General features: G+C 52.8%; 23 protein-coding genes. 7 read left to right on the top strand and 16 right to left on the bottom strand.

The window, feature by feature from the left end; translation table 11 throughout:
* From ACJA3I_RS05650 to ACJA3I_RS05620, 7 genes are all read left to right on the top strand, one after another.
* Nucleotides 1–1002, top strand: a complete 1002-nt coding sequence (locus ACJA3I_RS05650) for an RnfABCDGE type electron transport complex subunit D (protein ID WP_458863790.1) — start codon at nucleotides 1–3, stop codon at nucleotides 1000–1002.
* A complete protein-coding gene (locus ACJA3I_RS05645) occupies nucleotides 999–1565 on the top strand; it encodes an RnfABCDGE type electron transport complex subunit G (protein WP_458863789.1) in 567 nt (188 codons plus the stop codon). The genes ACJA3I_RS05650 and ACJA3I_RS05645 overlap by 4 nt, the downstream gene beginning before the upstream one ends.
* A 12-nt stretch (nucleotides 1566–1577) precedes the next feature.
* A complete protein-coding gene (rsxE, locus tag ACJA3I_RS05640; RefSeq protein ID WP_458863788.1) occupies nucleotides 1578–2177 on the top strand; it encodes an electron transport complex subunit RsxE in 600 nt (199 codons plus the stop codon).
* A 3-nt stretch (nucleotides 2178–2180) separates the two neighbouring features.
* Nucleotides 2181–2768 (top strand): electron transport complex subunit RsxA, encoded by a 588-nt coding sequence (rsxA, locus tag ACJA3I_RS05635; RefSeq protein WP_458863787.1) that lies wholly within the window; start codon nucleotides 2181–2183, stop codon nucleotides 2766–2768.
* Nucleotides 2769–2783: 15 nt separating this feature from the next.
* Complete coding sequence (locus tag ACJA3I_RS05630) at nucleotides 2784–3611, top strand: RnfABCDGE type electron transport complex subunit B (RefSeq protein WP_458863786.1); 828 nt, start codon at nucleotides 2784–2786, stop codon at nucleotides 3609–3611.
* Between the two features lie 194 nt (nucleotides 3612–3805).
* Nucleotides 3806–4921, top strand: a complete 1116-nt coding sequence (locus ACJA3I_RS05625; RefSeq protein ID WP_458863785.1) for a putative glycoside hydrolase — start codon at nucleotides 3806–3808, stop codon at nucleotides 4919–4921.
* 244 nt (nucleotides 4922–5165) lie between these two features.
* Nucleotides 5166–6749, top strand: coding sequence for an N-acyl-D-amino-acid deacylase family protein (locus tag ACJA3I_RS05620; protein WP_458863784.1), 1584 nt, complete (start codon nucleotides 5166–5168; stop codon nucleotides 6747–6749).
* 194 nt (nucleotides 6750–6943) lie between these two features.
* On the opposite strand, the gene hpf is transcribed toward ACJA3I_RS05620, so the two are convergent.
* The 16 genes from hpf to ACJA3I_RS05540 form a co-directional block, all read right to left on the bottom strand.
* Nucleotides 6944–7477: a ribosome hibernation-promoting factor, HPF/YfiA family gene (gene hpf, locus ACJA3I_RS05615; RefSeq protein ID WP_458863783.1), complete on the bottom strand. Its 534-nt coding sequence runs from the start codon at nucleotides 7475–7477 to the stop codon at nucleotides 6944–6946.
* Between the two features lie 108 nt (nucleotides 7478–7585).
* Nucleotides 7586–8428 (bottom strand): fumarate hydratase, encoded by an 843-nt coding sequence (locus tag ACJA3I_RS05610; protein WP_458863782.1) that lies wholly within the window; start codon nucleotides 8426–8428, stop codon nucleotides 7586–7588.
* 233 nt (nucleotides 8429–8661) lie between these two features.
* A complete protein-coding gene (locus ACJA3I_RS05605) occupies nucleotides 8662–9075 on the bottom strand; it encodes a S1 RNA-binding domain-containing protein (RefSeq protein ID WP_458863781.1) in 414 nt (137 codons plus the stop codon).
* A gap of 23 nt (nucleotides 9076–9098) precedes the next feature.
* A complete protein-coding gene (locus tag ACJA3I_RS05600) occupies nucleotides 9099–9359 on the bottom strand; it encodes an FtsB family cell division protein (protein WP_458863780.1) in 261 nt (86 codons plus the stop codon).
* Nucleotides 9360–9480: 121 nt separating this feature from the next.
* Nucleotides 9481–9891 carry a spore cortex biosynthesis protein YabQ gene (gene yabQ, locus ACJA3I_RS05595; RefSeq protein ID WP_458863779.1) on the bottom strand — a complete coding sequence of 137 codons (411 nt, stop codon included), beginning with the start codon at nucleotides 9889–9891 and terminating at the stop codon, nucleotides 9481–9483.
* 2 nt (nucleotides 9892–9893) lie between these two features.
* Nucleotides 9894–10181, bottom strand: coding sequence for a sporulation protein YabP (gene yabP / locus ACJA3I_RS05590; protein ID WP_458863778.1), 288 nt, complete (start codon nucleotides 10179–10181; stop codon nucleotides 9894–9896).
* 161 nt (nucleotides 10182–10342) lie between these two features.
* Nucleotides 10343–11686, bottom strand: a complete 1344-nt coding sequence (locus tag ACJA3I_RS05585) for an APC family permease (RefSeq protein ID WP_458863777.1) — start codon at nucleotides 11684–11686, stop codon at nucleotides 10343–10345.
* Nucleotides 11687–12041: 355 nt separating this feature from the next.
* Entirely contained in the window at nucleotides 12042–12293 is a 252-nt protein-coding gene (locus ACJA3I_RS05580; RefSeq protein WP_458863776.1) for an RNA-binding S4 domain-containing protein, read from the bottom strand.
* Nucleotides 12294–12343: 50 nt separating this feature from the next.
* Nucleotides 12344–12619, bottom strand: a complete 276-nt coding sequence (locus ACJA3I_RS05575) for an HU family DNA-binding protein (protein WP_458863775.1) — start codon at nucleotides 12617–12619, stop codon at nucleotides 12344–12346.
* Between the two features lie 40 nt (nucleotides 12620–12659).
* Entirely contained in the window at nucleotides 12660–13439 is a 780-nt protein-coding gene (gene mazG, locus ACJA3I_RS05570) for a nucleoside triphosphate pyrophosphohydrolase (RefSeq protein ID WP_458863774.1), read from the bottom strand.
* 46 nt (nucleotides 13440–13485) lie between these two features.
* A complete protein-coding gene (locus tag ACJA3I_RS05565) occupies nucleotides 13486–15075 on the bottom strand; it encodes a putative polysaccharide biosynthesis protein (RefSeq protein ID WP_458863773.1) in 1590 nt (529 codons plus the stop codon).
* A 71-nt stretch (nucleotides 15076–15146) separates the two neighbouring features.
* Complete coding sequence (locus tag ACJA3I_RS05560; RefSeq protein ID WP_458863772.1) at nucleotides 15147–16454, bottom strand: amidohydrolase family protein; 1308 nt, start codon at nucleotides 16452–16454, stop codon at nucleotides 15147–15149.
* Between the two features lie 9 nt (nucleotides 16455–16463).
* The gene (locus ACJA3I_RS05555; RefSeq protein ID WP_458863771.1) at nucleotides 16464–17285 is read right to left on the bottom strand and encodes a purine-nucleoside phosphorylase; all 822 of its coding nucleotides are present in this window, start codon (nucleotides 17283–17285) and stop codon (nucleotides 16464–16466) included.
* A gap of 66 nt (nucleotides 17286–17351) precedes the next feature.
* The gene (locus ACJA3I_RS05550) at nucleotides 17352–17744 is read right to left on the bottom strand and encodes a zinc ribbon domain-containing protein (RefSeq protein ID WP_458863770.1); all 393 of its coding nucleotides are present in this window, start codon (nucleotides 17742–17744) and stop codon (nucleotides 17352–17354) included.
* 166 nt (nucleotides 17745–17910) lie between these two features.
* Nucleotides 17911–19365 (bottom strand): coproporphyrinogen dehydrogenase HemZ, encoded by a 1455-nt coding sequence (gene hemZ, locus ACJA3I_RS05545; protein WP_458863769.1) that lies wholly within the window; start codon nucleotides 19363–19365, stop codon nucleotides 17911–17913.
* Nucleotides 19362–19997: an MBL fold metallo-hydrolase gene (locus ACJA3I_RS05540; protein WP_458863768.1), complete on the bottom strand. Its 636-nt coding sequence runs from the start codon at nucleotides 19995–19997 to the stop codon at nucleotides 19362–19364. Before ACJA3I_RS05540 ends, hemZ begins: the two co-directional genes overlap by 4 nt.
* Nucleotides 19998–20003 lie beyond the last annotated feature (6 nt).

Here is a 20003-nt window from a genome sequence, read left to right as displayed (position 1 = left end):
ATGACTGATTTAAATAATGTTGTGGTTTCTTCTTCGCCCCATATCCGCCATGAAGACAGCACCCGTCAGATCATGCTGGATGTGATCATCTCTCTGATGCCGGCGCTGGCCATCGCCATTTATGTTTTCGGCCCCCGCGCTTTAACGGTGACAGCCGTTTCGGCGGCCGGATGTGTGGGGTTTGAATGGCTGTTCCAGAAACTGATGAAAAAGCCCATCACCGTGGATGATCTTTCCGCCGTGGTGACCGGCATTCTTCTGGCTTATTGCCTGCCCGTTTCTTCCCCCATGTGGATGGTTCTCATCGGCGATGCCTTTGCCATTATCATCGTCAAGCAGTTGTTTGGCGGCATCGGCAAAAACTTCATGAACCCGGCGCTTTCTGCCCGTGCGTTTTTGATGTCTTTCCCTGTGATCATGACCACATGGCCCGCCATCCGCACTTCCATGCCTTTGTTCGCCACGCCCGATGTGGTTTCCACAGCCACACCGCTGGCCGCTTTGAAAACCGGCGCGATGCCCAACGCGACCATCACCGATATGGCTTTGGGCATGGTCAGCGGCTGCATCGGCGAAATTTCGGCGCTGGCGCTTTTGGCCGGCGGCATTTATCTGCTTTCCCGCAGAGTCATTTCCCTGCATACCCCTCTGGCTTATCTGGGAACCGTGGCGCTGCTCACCTTCATCTTCCCCCAGGGCAACAACCCCGTTTCCTTTATGCTGGCGCAGCTTTGCTCGGGCGGCCTGATGCTGGGCGCGTTCTTCATGGCAACGGATTATTCCACCAGCCCCGTCACAAAACGCGGCCAGGTGATCTTCGGCGTGGGCTGCGGCCTTCTGACCGTTTTCATCCGTTATTTCGGCACCCTGCCCGAAGGCGTTTCCTATTCCATCCTTGTGATGAACTCCACGGTATTTTTGATCGACAAACTGACAAGACCCCGCAAATACGGTTTTGTTAAACCCCAGCGCCAGCCCAAAAAGGAGGATGCCGCTAAATGAAAAACAATAATTTGAAAAAAGAATTGCTTCAGCTTGGCGGTACACTTTTTATCATTTGTGCCGTGGTCGCTTTGGCTTTGGGTTTTGTGGATAACATCACCCGCGATAAGATCAAAGCCATGAAACAGGAAAAAATCAACCTTGCCATGTCGCAGGTGGCCGGCAAGGGCGCAAAATTCGAACCCGTTGATTTCAGCGGCGAAGATAAGATCATCACCGATATCCACAAGATCGTGCGCGACGGAAGCGACGCCGGTTACTGCCTGCAGGTGGAACCCAACGGTTTTGCCGGGGCTGTTACACTGATCGTCGGTGTGGATGCCGATGGTTCCGTTCTGGGCGTGAAAGTGATCTCCCATTCCGAAACGCCGGGCCTGGGCGCAAACGCCGATAACGCCAAATGGCTGAAACAATATCAGGGCCTGGGCGGAACACTGAATGTCGTGAAAACCGCCACCGGCAACAAAGGCGATATTGTGGCGCTTTCCGGCGCGACCATCACCTCCAGAGGCGTTACCAAGGGTGTGCAGGCAGCCATTGATTACGCCATGGCGCAGAAATAAGGAGGAGCGGTTATGAAAAATTTCGGAAAACAACTTTTTGAAGGCGTTATCACCAATAACCCTGTTCTTGTTCAGCTGATCGGCATGTGCCCCACTTTGGCTGTTACCACTTCTTTGAAAAACGGCATCGGCATGGGCCTTGCGGCCACCGCCGTTCTCATCTGTTCCAACGCCGCGATCTCTCTGCTGCGCAAATGGATCCCTTCCAAAGTGCGTATCGCCGCTTACATCACCCTGATCGCCGGCTTCGTTACCGCCATCGATTTATTGATGCAGGCCTATCTGCCCGATCTTTCCAATTCGCTGGGCCTGTTTATCCCCCTGATCGTGGTAAACTGCATCATTCTGGCCCGCGCAGAAGCCTTTGCTTCGAAAAACCCCGTTCTGCCTTCGATGATCGACGGTCTTTCCATGGGGCTCGGCTTCACCTTTGCGCTGTGCATCCTTTCCACCATTCGTGAGATTCTGGGCAGCGGCTCTCTGCTTGGCCATTCGCTTTTCGGCGCAGGCTTCCAGCCCATCATGGTGATGATTTTGCCCGCCGGCGGATTTTTGACCCTCGGCTTCGTGATCGCCGCATTCCAGAAGATCCTGAAAAAGAAAGGAGCATAAACCATGAGCATTGCCGAATTATTTTCCCTTTCGCTGGGCGCGATTCTGATGGAAAACTTCGTTTTAGTTAAATTCATGGGTTGCTGCCCGTTCTTGGGGGTTTCGAAAAAAACCGAAACCGCCGTTGGCATGGGGCTTGCCGTTATGTTTGTTATGACGCTGGCTTCCGCCGCCACCTATCTTGTGAACCATTATATCCTCATGCGTTTCGAGCTGGGCTATATGCAGACGGTGGCTTTCATCCTCATCATCGCCGGTCTGGTCCAGTTTGTTGAAATGGCATTGATGAAACTGATGCCCTCTCTTTATCAGGCGCTGGGCATTTATCTGCCTTTGATCACCACAAACTGCGCTGTTTTGGGCGTTACCCTGCTGAATGTGCAAAAGAATCTGAACTTCATCGGTTCCGTGGTCTATGGTCTTTCGGCCGCTGTCGGCTTCACCTTGGCCATTGTTCTGTTTGCCTCTGTGCGCGAGCGCTTGGAATTTTCCGAATGCCCGCCCTCTTTTGAAGGGTTCCCCTTCGCGCTGATCAGCGCCGCGCTTCTTGCCATGGCCTTCATGGGCTTCCAAGGCTTGAAAATCTTTTAACTTGAGGTGAAGACTTTGCTTACATTATCAATTATCGCGCCTGTTGTCACTTTATCGGCGCTGGGGCTTTTCTTTGGCATTCTGCTGGCCATCAGTTCGAAGATCTTCCATGTGGAACAGGATGAGCGCCTGCCTAAAGTGACAGAAGCTCTTCCCGGCGCCAACTGCGGCGGCTGTGGCTATGCGGGCTGCAGCAACTATGCATCGGCCGTGGTGGCCGGTCAGGCCCCCGTTACCCTTTGCTCTGTGGGCGGCGCTGCCGTAGGCACCAAAATCGCCGAGATCATGGGTGTGGATGCGGGTGAGCAGGTTCGCAAGGTGGCTCATGTGAACTGCCGCGGCGGCCTGAACGCCAAGCGTAAATATCAGTATGAAGGCATCAGCGATTGTCTGGCGGCTTCTAAGGTTGCCGGCGGCCCGCTGGAATGCCAATATGGCTGTCTGGGTTTCGGCACCTGCGAAAAGGTCTGCCCCTATGACGCCATCCATGTGGTCAACGATGTTGCCGTTGTGGATGCCGACGCCTGCAAGGCATGCGGCAAATGTATTTCCGCCTGCCCCCGCAAACTGATCGACCTTGTGGCCGACACACAGGATGTTTTCGTCAATTGCTCCAGCCATGACCGCGGCCCCGTGGTTCGCCAGGCCTGCGAGATCGGCTGCATCGGATGCATGCTTTGCCAGAAAACCTGCAAGCATGACGCCATCCATGTGGAAAACAATCTGGCTTCCATCGATTACAGCAAATGCGTCAACTGCGGCGAATGCATCGATGTCTGCCCCAGAAAACTGATCAGCCGCGCCAGCCAAACCACCGCAAAAACACAGCATACCGACCTTTAATCAAACTTTTTTCCCGAAAAGGTTGAAAAAAAGTCCGATATCCTATAGTATGAAAGGCAGCGTAGTATGCGCTGCCTTTTTTCTCTTTGTCAATTTGTTTTTTCACCGATGTATGCTTCCGCATGTTTTTTCTTAAAATAAGCAGAGCCTGCTTTTGCTTGACAAACCATTTTCACTGAAAGGGTGATTCCACCATGTTCAGAAAGAGATCTTTCTCTACACACAATGTCTACCGCGGCAGAAAAAAATCTTCTTTCCCTAAAATTTTGATTTTCATTCTGATCGCTCTCGTGCTGCTGGTCTGCGGCTTCTTTTTCCTGCAGCGCTATGTGGTCTATACCTCCAACGGGTTCCATTTTGACTTTCCGTTTTTGAACCGCGAAGAGCCGGCGCAAACGCAGAAGCCCGCAACAAAACCCGCGGACGATGCTTCGACCAAACCGGATAAAACAGAAACGCCCGCCGTGACGCCTCCCGAAAAACCCGCCGCCCAGCCTGTTGCGATGAAAGCGATGGAAGCCGACCTTTCTCAGATCGTTCAGGAAAATGTTCGTTCGGCGCTGATCGCCAAAGCAAAAGCCTTGGGCTGCAACACGGTGACGCTTGCCATCAAAACCCAAAACGGCAAGGTGCTGATCCCCACCACTAGCGAATATGCGGGGCAGGTCTCTGCCGCGGCGCCCGTCAACGGCGCTGCCGAAGCGCTTTCCGCGCTGAAAGCGGCAGATCTTTCCCCCATCGCCGTGATCGATGTATGCCGCGATGATATCGCCCCCCGCGCGCTGCGCGATGCTGCGCTGCGCACCGCCAGCGGCGCCGTATGGCTGGATCGCCGCAACATTGCATGGCTGGCGCCCTCTTCGGCCACCACTCGCGATTATCTGGCCCAGCTGATCGCCGATTGCAAAACGGCGGGCTTTGACGGCGCGGTTCTTGAAGCGCTGCAATATCCTTCTTTGGGAAAAACCAGTCTGATCGTCACCGATCGCGATGCCGATCGGTTCGCGGCGGTTTCTTCTCTGGCCGCGGCCGCAAAAACAGCGGCCGGTGATTCTTTCTCAATTTCTGTGGCGCTCACCGAAAGCGCCGCCTCTTCGCTGAAAGACGAAGCTTCCGCTCAGGATGTTGCCGCTTTGGCAAAAAGCTGTGATGCTTTGATCGCGGATGCGCCTTCCGATTCCGTTTTACAGGCCTTGAAGACCGCGGCACAGGCCCAGAACACCGGCTGCGCTGTCATCAGCCGCCAGCCCGGAGCGAATTTGACCGCCGCGCCTTCCGATTCCATTCTGACAGGCGTTCCCATTGCATAATGTTCGATCAAAACGGCTTGCCTTCTTCAAGAGGGCAAGCCGTTTTTTCACCTTCTGTTTTTTAAAGTCATTTTGTGTAAACTGTTCTAAAATCAGCCGGAAAGTTTGTTGATTATCGCATTTTTATTTTCTCATGATTTCAAAAATATATGATAAGATGATAGTATAAAATGATAAGTATGGTTTTATAGATACGGCAGAACGGTTATTTTATTTTTGATGGATGAAACAGGAGGGTATCACAGTGTATGATTTGCTGATTCAAAACAGTATGATCGTGGATGGCACAGGCAGCCCTGCCTATCGCGCCGACCTGGCCATTGCCAACGGAAAAATTGCGGCGATCGCGCCCAAGATCCCCGCGGAAACAGCGCGCGAGGTTCTGGATGCCGCAGGGCTTGTAACGGCCCCCGGCTTCATCGATATCCACTCCCATTCCGACGCGGCGCTTTTGCTGCATGATCGCTGTGAATCGCGCATTTATCAGGGTGTCACCACCGAGGTTTCCGGCCAGTGCGGTTCTACCATTTATCCCTGCCCCGATGCGCATTTAGACCGCCTTCAGCAGTTTGCAGGCCGCGAAACCGCCGCTTATGCTTCCGTTTCCTATGCTGATTTTCTGAAGAAATTTGAAGAAAACCGGAAGCAAATGGCCACGAACCAAATTTCTTTGATCGGCCACGGCGCGCTTCGCTGCGGCGTGATGGGTTATGAAAACAGAAAAGCCACCCCTGAAGAACTCAGCGAAATGCGCCGCCTTCTGGCCCGCGATCTGGAAGCGGGGGCATGGGGCCTTTCTCTCGGCCTTGGCTATACCCCCGGCGTTTCTTCCGATCGCGAAGAACTTTGCTCGCTGGGCGAAATCGTGGCCCGCCATGATGGCATCGTCACCTCGCATATGCGTAATCAGGGGCTGGGAACGCCGCAGTCGCTGGATGAAATGTTCGAAATTTATCGTTCCTCCGGCGCCCATGTGCATGTTTCTCATTTTAAGGCCAGCGGCAAAGCCGCGTGGGGCCATGCACAGGAATATATCGATATCGTGCATGATGCCCAGAAAAAAGGCATTGCCGTGACCGCCGATGTCTACCCCTATCTTGCCGCTTCCTCGGGCATCACCAATTCTTTCCCGAAATGGTCGATCCAAGGCGGCAAAGAGGTGGCTGTCGCCATGCTGAAAGACCCCGCCCGCCGCGGAAAGCTGATGGAAGAACTTGAAAAAACCTTTGCCGCCAAAGAAGACGGCGAGGCGCTTTATGTGGTGACCACCAACGGCGCTTATCCCCCGGCCGATGGCAAAAACATCTGGCAGTTAAGCCGGGCGCTTGGCTGCTCGATGGCCGAAGCCGCCGCCCGCGTGGCGGTGGAAACCAACGCCGGCGCCACCTGCATTTCGTTTGCCATGTGCGAAAGCGATGTGGATCTGATGCTTTCGCAAAATGATTTTGCCATCGGCAGCGATGGCAGCTGCCTGCCGCTTTCACCCGATGAAAACAAAGGCAAACCCCATCCGCGCAATTTCGGCACTTTCCCGCGGTTTTTACGCTTATGCCGTGAAAAGGGTCTCTGCAGCCTTGAAATCGCCGTACATCGCATTACAGGGCTCTCTGCATCGATTATGGGCCTGACGGATCGCGGCGTTTTGCGCGAAGGCCTTGTGGCCGATCTCACTTTGTTCCGCGCCGATGAAATCACCGACCGCGCCACCTATGAAGATCCTTTCCAAAAGCCGCAGGGTGTTTATCATGTGCTGATGGATGGCCGCTTCGCGCTGCGCGACGGTCTCCAGACGCCGTTGCTGCTTGGCAAGTTTTTGCTGAAAAAATAATTCGCAAGTCAAGATTCGGCGGTTTCATCAAACCGTTTGAAGAGAACCGCGCACTAAAGCCCCCGAAGCAGCTTGAACGCTGCTTCGGGGGCTTTTCTGTCATCACCGTTATTTTGACGCACCTTGAGGTGAAAATTTTCAAAACGAAAAAGCGCGGAGAAAGAAAACTTTCTCCGCGCTGATTGTTAAATTGTCTATTTGCTGATGATCAAACCATAGCCGCCGTTATTGCGTTTATAAACCACGCTGTAGCGGTCGTTCTCTTCATGGTTTCTGAAGAAGAAGAAATGGTGATCCAGCAGATTCATCTGCAAAATGGCTTCTTCCACCATCATGGGCTTTACTTCGAATTCTTTGGTGCGGATCACATCAAAAAGATCTTCGGAAAGGTCTTCCTGGCTCTTCGCCTGTGCATCTGCCTTTTCAAAAGCACCCTGTCTCAGTTTCTTTTCCAATCTTGTCTTGTTCTTCTGGATCTGGCGCTCGATGCTTTCCACCGCGCCATCCACCGAAGCATACATATCATGGGTCTGTTCCGATGCTCTGAAAAGCATTCCGGCGTGCTGCACAGTGATCTCGGCGATATGCCTGCCTCTCTCAGTAGAAAAAGTTATTTTTGCGGCGCTGTCTCTATCAAAAAAGCGATCCAACTTTTCACATTTCTTTTGAGCATACTGTTTCAATTCATCAGAAACGGAAACTTTTCTTTCTGTAAAGGTGACCTTCATTACAAGCACTCCTATCGAATATGTATTTGCTACGCCCTATTTACTTGTTGGGTATATTATAACATATTCTTTTGAAAATGCACGAACTTTTTGTAAATTTTGTATGATTTAGAGGGTGAATTCCGCGTGACGGGTCACATGGCAGCCAATGTTCACCGCGCAGGGCAGGCCGGCAATGTGGGTGCCAAAGGCATTTACGCGCACTTTGAGGGCTGTCACTGTGCCGCCGAAGCCCTGAGGGCCAACGCCCAGCTTGTTTGCTTTCTCGGTGATCTCGCGTTCCAGCTCGGCATAAAATTCATCCTGTGCCGGTGCATCCAGCGAAGTGGCGATGGCTTTTTTGGCCAGAATGGCCGCCTTTTCAAAGGTTCCGCCCAAGCCAACGCCCACGATCATCGGGGGGCAGGGGTTCGAACCGGCCTTCGACATGGTATCAACGATGAAATTCACCACATCGTCGCGTGTGGCCGAGGGGGTGAACATTTTGATGGCGCTCATGTTTTCGCTGCCGAAGCCTTTAGGCGCCACAACGATATGCACCTGATCGCCGGGAACGATGGTGGTGTGGATGATGGCGGGGGTATTATCGTTTGTGTTGACGCGGCGCATCGGGTCGCCCACCACGGAAAGACGCAGATAGCCATCGATATAGCCGCGGCGAACGCCTTCATTTACGGCGGTTTCAAAATCGCCATCGACAATATGGGCATCCTGGCCGATCTCGGCAAAGATCACCGCCATGCCGGTATCCTGGCAAACGGGCACTTCTTTGCGGGCCGCAAGATCTGCGTTTTCGATCATTCTATCAAAGATCTGGCATCCCAGAGGGGATTTTTCTTCTTTACGCCCTTTTTCAAACGCCGCCAATACATCACAAGGCAGCTTGCAGTTCGCCTGAATACAGGCCTCCTTCACCTTTTCTGTAATCATTTTTGCTGAAATTTCACGCATGAAAATCCTTCCTTTCTGCGGGCGGACCTCGGTTCGTCCTATTACAAAATTTTACATTCTTTTCTCTTTACAATATATGGATAATATGATAAGATGTGTTTGTGAGAAAGAGTTCTCACACACCGTTCATATCTTTATCCCCACAACCCAATTTTTGGCGCTTGCCGTTTGGCAGGCGCCCCTTTTTTATTGCGTAAACAAGGCGCAACCCTGAGAAAAGGCTGCGCCTTTAGTTATCTGCTGCGTTTCTTAGAGTTTCTTCTGTCGTTGTTCAGCTTCATATCCGAAATTTTGCTTTCACTGGCCTGCATAAACTGTTTCAGTTTATCTTCAAAAGAAAGATCGGCAGATTTTTGCAAGGTGCTTCGGCTGGGCATCGGGGCGGGGGCCGGGGTCACGCTGCGCGGTCTTTCCGGCGCTGCCTTTTTGATGGAAAGATTGATTCTTCCCGCGTCGTCAATGCTGATCAACTTGACCTTGACTTCTTGGCCTTCGGTAAGATATTGGCGGATGTCTTCAACATAAGCGCTTGCCACTTCCGAAATATGGACCATTCCGCTTTTGCCTTCGGGCAGCGCCACAAACGCGCCGAATTTTGTAATGCCGGTGACCTTACCTTCATAAACTGTTCCGACTGTTAACTCCATAGTCTGTTGGTTATTCCTCTCAATCATTTACTTGAAATATCCACGAACACCCGCTCGCCCGGGCTTGCATATCCCAGTTTGTCGCGGGCGATCCTTGCCACATATTCATCAGAATTTTTGCTTTCCAAAAGAGAAGAAAGCTCTGCATTACGCAGCTTTTGTTCTTCCACCTGGGCGGTCAGTTTTGTCTGTTCTTCTTTTTTAGCGCTGATCTGCAGTTGCAAAGAAACCAAAGTATAAGTGGCGTATACCGCAAACACCGCCACAAAAATCTTTGTCAGCATTCCAACCCTTTTCTTCTTCTTCATGGTTTTCCTCGCTTTCCTTTGCCAAGAGCTTTGCCCAAATGATAAAACGATATTCTTATAAACAGTTTACCAATTTTCAGCTAAAAGTCAAACCTTTTTATTCCGATTCAGTGGATTTTCTCTTTTTCTCCTTTGCAGACCGCATCTTTTTTTCTTTTCCGTCATTTTGCCGCTTTCTCATTAAAAGACGGCGCAGGCCTTTTTCAAGCTTTTGGAACGCGCCCGCAACGGTGGGAGAAATGCCGGAAAAATATAAAACCATCCCGCCGGCACAGCCTCCCAGGCTGAAAAAGCGGATCTGCCCCAGAGAAAGGGTCAGGGTGAACACAAAGAAAACGCCGCAGCAGACCACGCTGTAAAACAGATCCAATATGGCGGTCAGCCATTTCCCGCGCCCCAAAAGGCCGCGTATGCCTCGCAGCAGATCATAAAAAAGGCCGAAGGCCAGCCCCATGGTCACCGCGAACAGAAAGGCTTTTGTCTGTTCTTCCAATCCGATATCGATCATCGCTAAAAAAGCTTGGACCAGAAGCCGCCGCGTTTGCGGTTCTCATCCTCATAGATCATGGCCTCCACATGCCCCGTGATAGAAAGCTCGCCGATCTCAAGGTTCAGTTTTTCCACATGGAGCTCGGTTCCGCCCACATTCAAAACCCCTTGCGAAGTGACCAGCAGCACCTCGTTTTCATCAAAGCTGATGACCTCTGAAACGCCCGAAACGCTTAAGTGCTCGCGATTTTCCAAAATAACATTGTTGGGCAAAGTTTCAAGCCTTCTGAATTCATCGTTTTTCATCATACCGCCTCTTTCTCATTTCATATAAAGTTTTTCCGCACGATTTTAATTTTCACTTTACTATATGAAACAAGCTGTCGGGATATGCTATTTTCCCCTGCACGCCGCAAAAGAAAATATCCCACCCGCCGTTGGGCGGATGGGATAGAAACGCTTTTCAAAACTTAAGCCGCTTTGCTGTTTTTCTTTACCAGATAGTAAACCGGCAAACCGATCAGGGTCACCGCGATGCTGCAAAGCGAAAGGATTCTGGCGTGAGAACCCGACCAGATCAGCTGGCTCAAAACAACATAGGCGCCGCTGAGGATCGCCAGGATGGGGATCACAGGATAAAGCGGCACTTTGTATTTTCTTTCAAGCTCAGGATGCGTTTTTCTCAGATGGATCACGCACATAAAGGTCAGGGTATAGAACACCCAGCTGGAGAACACAGCCAGATCCGTCAGCATATCGAACTGACCGCTGATGGAATACAGGCAGGCCAGGAAACCGACCAGAATGATCGAGTTTGCGGGCACATGGTTGCTGTTGAGTTTGCCCAGCGTTTTGCTGCAGGGCAGAGAATTCTGCTGAGCCAGCAGATAAGCCACACGGGAACCGGACATCAGGAAGCCGTTGCCCGCGCCGATAACGGAAATAATGATGCCGATCTTGATCAATGTTCCGCCGGCTGTGCCGAAGATCTGTGTTGCCACCGCGGCCGCGGGGGATTCCAGATTCATCAGTTCATTTGCCGGGATGACCCACAAATAAGCCACATTGATGATCAGATAAACTGCCATGATGATCGATACGCCGCCAACGATAGCCTTCGGCAGATCTTTGCCGGGGTTTTTCATTTCGCCGGCAATGGTTCCCACATTCGTCCAGCCTTCAAAAGCGAACAAAACCGCAAGCAGGGTGGAACCCAGAACGGTCGCCGCATTTTTGCCGTCACCGACGACAGGGCTGAGGATGGGGTTGCCGCCGCTGCCCAGAATAAAGCCGAAGATCATCAGCAGAATCAGCGGGATCAATTTGCAGATGGTGGAAACCACCTGGATTCCGCCGGCTGTTTTCGAGCCCATGGTGTTGGCCGCCACAAGCAGGATAATTACCAGCATTGCAATGGGCAGAGCAAATTTTTCCCCAAGGTATCCGCTTAATTCGCTGCCCACTTTTACGCCGTAACCGGCGAGAAACGCGGGATAAAAGATGATTACTTGCATCCAGCCGGCCAAAAAGCCCAGCTTTTCGTTGTAGACTTCGCCCAGATAGGCCACCATACCGCCTGTTTTGGGAATCAAAATTGCAACTTCCGCAAAAGTCAGCGCCGCAAAAATGCTGGCCAATCCGCCAAAGACCCATGCCAGAATGCCCATGCCGGGCGCGCCGCCGGTGGCTTGGTAAATGGCATACGGTTTAAAAAACACGCCTGCGCCGATTACACAGCCAACCACAATGGACATAGCGGTCGCTACCCCAAGGTTTTTCTTCAGATGGTTCTTTCCTTGCTGTCCCTCTTCCATACTAACTGCACCTTCACTCCATCAAATTTAAAGCCCTCACTCAAAGGCTTTTCTTCATCATATGGGCAACCTTATGGAAACAGTATCCTTAGTTAAAAAAATGACAAGGATGTATTTTCCAATTTATTACACCATATTACAAGAATAATTATAAATCCAACGCATTCGACCTGCAATATGTCATTTGAATGAAACAAACACTAATTTTTTGTATGGTATTTCCAATTTACCCCGCTGTCAATGCGTTTTTTGGTGATTTAGCCCCACAAAATTTTCTCTATCCGCGAAACATCACCAAAAATTCGATTGGAAAATCGGCAGTGCCGCAGGTTTCTTTTATGCGCGGCGGGAATGTTTATTCCCCTTCCGATAATTCCTGATATAACAGCTCGGCATCGTCTTTTTTGGCGTGTTCGGGCGTGGCCAGCACTTTCACGCGTAAGGTGCGCGCCCCGAACGCCAGTTCCAGCACATCGCCTTCTTTCACCTGATAAGAAGCCTTGGCGGGTTTGCCGTTCACAGTGACCCTGCCCACATCGCAGGCATCGTTGGCCACGGTTCTGCGCTTGATCAGGCGGGCGATCTTCAAATATTTATCCAGTCTCATTTCTTCCTCCAATAAAAACGCCCCGGGAATTTCCCGGGGCAAGAGTTTCTTTACTTCGAAACTTTATCTTTCAAAGCTTTGCCGGCTTTAAACACAGGGTAAGTGCTTGCGGGGATCTGGATCTCTTCTTTTGTTTTGGGGTTGCGGCCCACGCGGGCGGCTCTTTCTTTTGTTTCAAAAGAACCAAAACCGATCAGCTGCACTTTTCCGCCCTGTGCCAGTTCGTTGCTCACGGCATCGATCATAGCGACCAGTGCGTCTTCGCTCTGCTTTTTGTTCAAACCTGCCTGTTCCGCAATTGCGGCGATTAATTCTGTTTTGTTCATGATAATAATCCTCCTTGTATGTTTGCCCCTTATTGGCGCATTATTTTGTTTTCGCCTCGTTCCAAAGCCGATCCATTTCTTCTAAATCCATGGCCGACAGAGGTTTCTCAGCATGTTCTTCCATATAGGCAAAACGCTTTAAAAACTTTTGAGAAGCCTTACTCAGCGCTTCTTCCGGGTCAAGGTGGGCAAATCGAGCCACATTCACGGCAGAAAACAGCACATCGCCCAGTTCTTCTTCCACATTGGTTCCGGCTTCCACCGCGGCGCGCAGCTCTTCGGTCTCTTCCGAAAGCTTATCCAGAGCCCCCGAAACCTCGGGCCAATCAAACCCGCATTTCTTTGCTTTGCTCTGCAGTTTATCGGCATAGATCAAAGCCGGCAGGCAGGAAGGCAGTTCGCGCATGGCCTGTGTAACTGACCGCTGGTTTTTTTCCACCTTTTTGATCTCATCCCAGTTCCTGAGCACTTCTTCCGAAGTATTCGCAGAAACATCGCCAAAAATGTGGGGGTGGCGCAAAACCAATTTTTTGCAGATGCCGTCTGCCACATCGCCGATATCGAAACGGCTGTCTTCTTCCGCGATGCGGGCATGGAACACGACCTGCAGCAAGACATCGCCCAATTCTTCGCAAAGATTGGCGTCATCCTTTTTATCGATCGCCTCCACCGCTTCATAAGCCTCTTCGATAAAGTTGCGGCGGATGCTTTCATGGGTCTGCTCACGATCCCATGGGCAGCCGTTTTCCGAGCGCAGCAGACGCATGATCTCAACCAGATCTTCGAAAGAATACGAGTCTTTCGGCTTAAAATTTACCATATTGGCACTTCCTTTGCAAGCATTTTTGAATAAAACCTCTGTTTTTTCAGTGAATTCTTAATATCTTAGCAATTTTGTCACCCTTTGGTAACAACATGATATCTTCTTTGGGAAGCACACGCAAAACGATCACAAGCACCAGATAAACCAGCGCCGCCGCCGCGATCACCGCCAAAACGCCGAGTTTTTCTCCCAGAAGCCCCGCCGCGGGCGGATAGGCGATCCAGGCAAAGCCGCCCATGACCAGCGAAGCAAGGCCGGCCTTCAAATAGATGGAAAAATAGTTCAGCCGCAAACCGCATTGCCCAATGACGATCAGATTCAAAACGGTGATAACGGCGTAGCAAAGCGTTGTGCCGATGGGCGCGCCCAGAATATTGATTTTGGGGTTGCCGATGAGAAAATAGTTCACCGTCAGCTTCACCGCGCCGCCGATGAGCATGGTATAAACCGGCACGCGCACCCTGCCCATGGCCTGCAAAATCGAGTTGGTCAGAGAAACCATCGCCACAAAGATCACCGCGATGCTCAGCACCGTGAGCAGCGGCGTGGCGGTCACGCAATCTTCGGGCCGCTTATAATAGATCACCTTTAAAATAGGCCCCGAAAGGGCAAACAGTCCCGCGGCGGCGGGCAGCGCGATCAGCGAAGCCACACGCAGCGCGGTTTCCGTGGTTCTGCGCGCGCTGTCATACCGGCCCTTTGCATAAGCCGCGCTGATGGCGGGGATGATGCTGATGGAAACTGCCACGATCAAAGTCTGCGGCAGGTTGAAGATGTTGCGGGCCAGCCCCAGCGAACCATATAACTCGGTGGCTGCTTTTTCGGAAAAACCGATATCCTGCAAACGGTTCATCACCATGGCCATATCCAAAAGGTTGGTCAGGCTGATGACCGAAGCGCCCACCGTCACGGGGATGGCTGTGGCGATCAGGCGTTTAAGCAAAGTTCCTCTGCTCGCCACCTGGCCGTTATAGCTGCTCAGGGGCGACACGCGGGTTTCTTTCCACTTTTTCAAAACCAGATAAAGAAAAGAAAGCGCGCTGCCGCAGGTAACGCCGAAAATAGCGCCCGCGGCGGCCATTTCAATGCCCAGGCCGCGCTTGAGCATCAGCCACGCGGCCACATAGCCCACCGAAAGCTTGCCCACCGCTTCCAGCACCTGTGAGATCGCCGTGGGGCGCATATCGGAAAGCCCTTGGTAATAGCCGCGGATAATAGACATCACCGAAACAAAAAACAGCGAGGGCGCAATGGCGCGAACGGCGGGGGCCGCCCCGCTGTTGCCCACTTTGGCCGCCAGAAGATCGGCGCCGAACCACAGCACCGCCGTGGCAGCCAGGCCGAAAACGGCAAACGCTGAAAGCGCCACCGAAACGATGCGGCTGGCTTCTTCGCGCCGCCCCAGCGCCCTTGATTCCGAAACCATTTTAGAGATCGCCACGGGCAGGCCCGCGGTGGCGATCACAAAAAGCGCCGTATAAATGCCATAGGCCACATCAAAAAGGCCCATGCCCTCCGACCCCATCAGGTTGGAAAGCGGTATCTTGAAGATGGCGCCGATGATCTTCGTCAGGGCGTTTGCCACCACCAGAATAAAAGCTCCTTCAATAAAGCTGTTTTTTGTTTTGCTCAAGCACAACAGCTCCCTTCTTTGCGTTCTCCTGCCATTATATGAAATCGTTTTCCCTGCCATGTGTTCCGCATTTATTTTTCTAAAATATGCGCAACGGCATAGTGATTGACTTCATATAAGGCTTTTTCCAGATCGATGGTGGTAAATTTGCCGTTTTCATAAAGGATCTTGCCGCGCACCATGGTCAGGCATACATCGCGGCCCGTAACGGAATAGCAAAGCGCCGAAACGGGCTGATAGATGGGCTGCAGGCAGAAATAATCCGCATCCACCAAAATCAGGTCGGCATCCATGCCCGGTTTCAGCATGCCGCATTCTTTTTCACGCCGCTGGGCAAAGGCGCCCCCTACCGTGGCGCAGCGCAGCGCCTGCCACGCGGGCAGGGATTTGGGGTCGCCGCTGATGCCTTTTTGCAAAAGGGCGCATAATTTGATCTCTTCAAACAGATCATGGCTGTTATTAGAGGCCACGCCATCGGTGCCCAGCGCCACAGAGACCCCTTTTTGCAGCATCTTTGCCACCGGGGCAATGCCGCTGGCCAGCTTTAAATTGCTGACAGGGTTGTGGGCCGCCGTCACGCTTTTGCGGCGCATGATCTCCATGTCATCTTCCGTAACATAAACGCAGTGGGCCGCCGTGGCGCGGGTGTCGAAAGCGCCGCTTTGGGCCAGCATGGCAATGGGCGTTTTCCCATGGCGCGCGATACATTCCTCATGTTCTTTTTTCGTTTCCGAAACATGGATATGCACATTCAGATCATGCTCGGCCGCAAATTCGGCATTCTTGCGCCAAAGCTTTTCAAAAGAGGTATATTCGCCGTGGATGCCCACATCCAGCTTCAGCCGGCCATCATCCGCCCCATGCCAGGTTTCCAGCGCCAGACGCATTTCCTGCGTTTCGCCGGCCTTTTCAAAATCGTAGCCTTCGGGATCAAACGACAGCGCGCCGTTGCAGATGTTGGCTTTGATGCCTGTTTCCAACGCGGTTTTGGCGATCACCGGGGTTTTGAAATACATCTCGGTAACTGAAGTGATGCCGCAGCGGATCATTTCGGCAAACCCCAGCAAAGCGCCCGCCGCCACGCAGCGTTCATCCATTTTGGCTTCTGCGGGGAAAATGTAATTTTGCAGCCAATCCTGCAGGCAGTAATCATCGGCATATCCGCGCAGCACCGTCATGGGCACATGGGTATGGGCGTTGATCAGCCCGGGCATGGCGATTTTGCCCGTGCAATCGATCTCGCGATCGAACGGCCCCGCGGGGCGCGCCGTGCCCACCGAGATGATTTTTCCGCCATCCACAGCCAGATATGCGTTTTCGATGATCGCGCCGGGTTCTTCCATCGTCACCGCCGTAACATGCGATAAAAGCAGTTCCATGTTTCCTCCTTACAGCTCGGGCAGACAGCTCATCACCAGTGTTTCAAACCGATCATGGGCCTTTTCCGCCGCCGATAACACATCCACGCCGTCAAGGCGCTGTTTTAAAATGCCCGCGGCCATATTCGTGACAAGCGAGATGCCCAAAATTTTCATCCCGCAGTGATTGGCGCAGATGGCTTCGGGAACCGTGGACATCCCCGCCGCGTCGCCCCCCAGGATGCGGGCCGCGCGGATTTCGGCCGGGGTTTCGAACTGAGGGCCGGTAAAATAAAAATAAACGCCTTCGCGCAGCAAAATGCCCGCTTCTTCGGCCTTTCGGCGGCAAAGCTGCTGATATTCGGGGCAATAAGTCTCGCTCATATCACAAAAACGCGGCCCGAACTGCGGAAGATTCGGCCCGATCAGCGGATCGGGATCGAACAGGCGGATATGATCGGTAATCATCATCAGATCGCCCACTTGAAACGAAGTGTTGATGGCGCCCACCGCATTCGTCAGCAGCAGCGACCGCACCCCCAGAAGATAGGCCACGCGGATGGGATAAGTGACCTGCTCGGCGGAATAACCTTCATATAAATGAAAGCGCCCCTGCATCACCATCACACGGCGGCCGCCCAAAACGCCCGCCACAAACCTGCCCGCATGATCCGGCGCGGTAGAACGGCAGAAATGGGGGATCTCGCCATAAGGGATCAGGATGGGGTTTTCCACCTGCTCGGCCAAAAAGCCAAGCCCCGAACCCAAAACCATCAAGATCTCGGGACGAAACGACCCCAGCTTCTCTTTCAGCCATTGGGCGCTCTGCTGATATTCTTCTATTGTAAACATCGTTTTTTCTTCCTTTCCGAAGGAAAAAGGACACGCCGAAAAACGGGGTGTCCTTTGTTTCTTTTCTTACAGCTGCTGGCCGCAGACGCTGCAGAACACATCGTCACGGCTGCAGGCGTTGCCGCATTTCGGACATTTTACCGTGGCGCGCAGCTCTTCGATCTGCTGCTTCAATTGGGCGATCGCAAGATATTTTTCATCGATCTGCTGAATTTTACGGTCGATCTCCTGCGAATCGGCTTCCACGCCGGTATGGGTGAGATAAACGCTTTTGCCGATTTCTTTGAACAGCAAATCGATCTCGTTATTCAAATCAAAAATCTGCAAATTCATCCGCGTGGTTCCCACCAGCTCTCCGGCTTTTTTGCCGGCCGCATCGGCGGCTTTGCCTGCCGCCGACGCGGCGGCCACGGCGGTCACCCGCACTTTTTCAAAAACCTCTTGCACTTTTTGTTCCATAAAAAAGGTCTCCTTTCTCAAAATCCGCAAAACTTTTATCGGATCTCCTCTTTTGCAATATATCCCCCATAAGCGCAACTTGTGCCGGCTGGCTTTTAGCGCCCGCGGAAGATGCGATGACCTTTGGTTCTTTTCATTATATCAAAAGGAAGCCGCGGCTTCAAACCTATCGGCCGTTATTTTCGGTTTTTATTTGTAACATTTTTTTGCGCAGCGCGATTTCGGCCGCGTTTTCGATATATTCCTGGGGATATTTGGGGTTTGTCAGCCGATGGATGCTGCGCCCGCCGTCGGCGCAGAATTTGCTGACGCCGCCCGCGCCCAGCGCCACCACATCGCAAAGCTCTTCCATCATTAAAATGTTATAGCGGCAAAGGGTCTCGCCGCGGGCAAATCCCACATTTTCCAAATTGCCCGCGCTGTATTTCTGGCGGTAAAGGTAATAGGGCGCATACCCCGCCGCCCGGATGCGGTCGTGGGCTTCATCCAGAATTTCATGGGGCAGCTCCCCCTGTTTGCCAAAGCGCAGGGGCGACCCTTTTTTGCGGGCCAGGCAATGCACGGTGATATTTTCGGGCGCAAGGCCGATCACGGTATCCACACTGCGCAAAAGCCCTTCTTCGCCATCGCCGGGCAGCCCCGCGATCAGATCCATATTGATCTCGAAAGCGCCGATGCGCCGCGCGGCTTCATAAGCTTCGATCACCTGCTGCGGGCTGTGCATCCGCCCCACCGCTTTCAAAACCTCCGCTTCGAAAGTCTGGGGGTTGATGCTGATGCGCCCCACCCCATGGCGGGCCATGCTTTCCAGCTTTCCGGGCGTGATGGTTTCGGGCCTGCCCGCTTCCACGGTATATTCCAAAGGCTTGGGCAGCGCGTTTTCCACCTCGGTGAGCAGCCGCTCAAAGGGTTCTTCCGAAAGCGCGGTGGGGGTGCCGCCGCCGATATAAAGGCTGTCGATTGCAAGCCCTTCGCGGCGCAGCATTTCGCCCGCGGCGCGGATCTCTTGCGTCAGCCCGTTTAAATAAGGCTCGATCAAATGCCCGCTTCGGGCGGTGGTGCTGCTGACAAACGAGCAATACACGCATTTGCTGGGGCAAAACGGGATGCCGATATAAACCGAAACGCTGTTTTTTCTTTGCAGGCGCTCCATCCGGCGGGCCTTTTGGGCGCATTCAATGGTCAGCGCGCGGCGGCGCGGGGCGATATCATAAATATCTTCCAAAATATGATCCGCTTCCACAGGGTCGATCTCATCGGGGAACATCTGCCGCAGCGGTTTGGCCGGTTTCACGCCGCTCATGGCGCCCCACTGGGGTTTTTCGGGCAGCAAAACCACACAGGCGCGATAAACCGCTGTTTTCAGCGCCCGTGTGCAGATGCGTTTTTCTTCATATCCGCCTGTTTTTTCCAGCGGCAGCGAAAAGGCGGCCTGCTGTTCACGACCCCCGCGCAAAACACGCGCATGGGCCGAAACAACGCCGTTTCCCGCCGACAAAGCGGCATATACCACGCCGTTTTCTTCGCCGTCTTCCGTTCCGTGATGTTCCTCGGGCCAGAGGCAGACCAAGGTCTCATGCACGGCCATAAACAGGTCGTTGCCCTCTAAGATGATTTTCATTGCTGCATGGCCAGCGTCATATTCCGGTTGATCTGGCGTTCCACCGAAAGGCGGGTGGCTTCTTCATGGCCGGGGAAGACCCGATAATCGCCCTCTAACGCGGCCAGACGGCGCAGGCTTTCATGCATCTGCTCCATGCTTCCGCCTTCCAGATCCCAGCGGCCGCAATCGCCGTGAAACAGCGTATCGCCCGAAAACATCGCGTCGCCGCAAAGATAAACACAGGAACCGCGGGTGTGGCCCGGCGTATTCATCACGCGCACTTCCAGATTGCCCACCCGGATGCAGTCGCCTTCTTTGAGCAAATGATCGGCCAGCTGCTGATGATAGCCGCGCGCGGCCAGCGCGCGCATGCCGTTCACATACTGCTCGGTGAGCATATAGGCATCGTTTTCATGGATATACACCGGCGCGCCGGTGGCTTCTTTCACTTCTTTCAGCGCCATGATATGGTCATAATGGCCGTGAGTCAACAAAATATGGGTGCATTTCATGCCTTTTTCGGCAATGGCATCCAGAATTTTTTTGGCTTTCGCGCCGGGATCGATCACCGCGCATTCTTTTGTTTCTTCATCGCAAAGCAAATAGCAATTGGTCGCCAGAGGCCCCACCGGCAAAACTTCGATCTGCATTGGTTT

The sequence above is a fragment of the Acidaminobacterium chupaoyuni genome (assembly GCF_047936785.1).
GTDB classification, from domain to species: Bacteria; Bacillota; Clostridia; order Oscillospirales; family Butyricicoccaceae; genus Acidaminobacterium; species Acidaminobacterium chupaoyuni.
The sequence above is the reverse complement of the archived record's forward strand: the minus strand, read 5'-3'. Positions and strand labels throughout refer to the sequence as shown.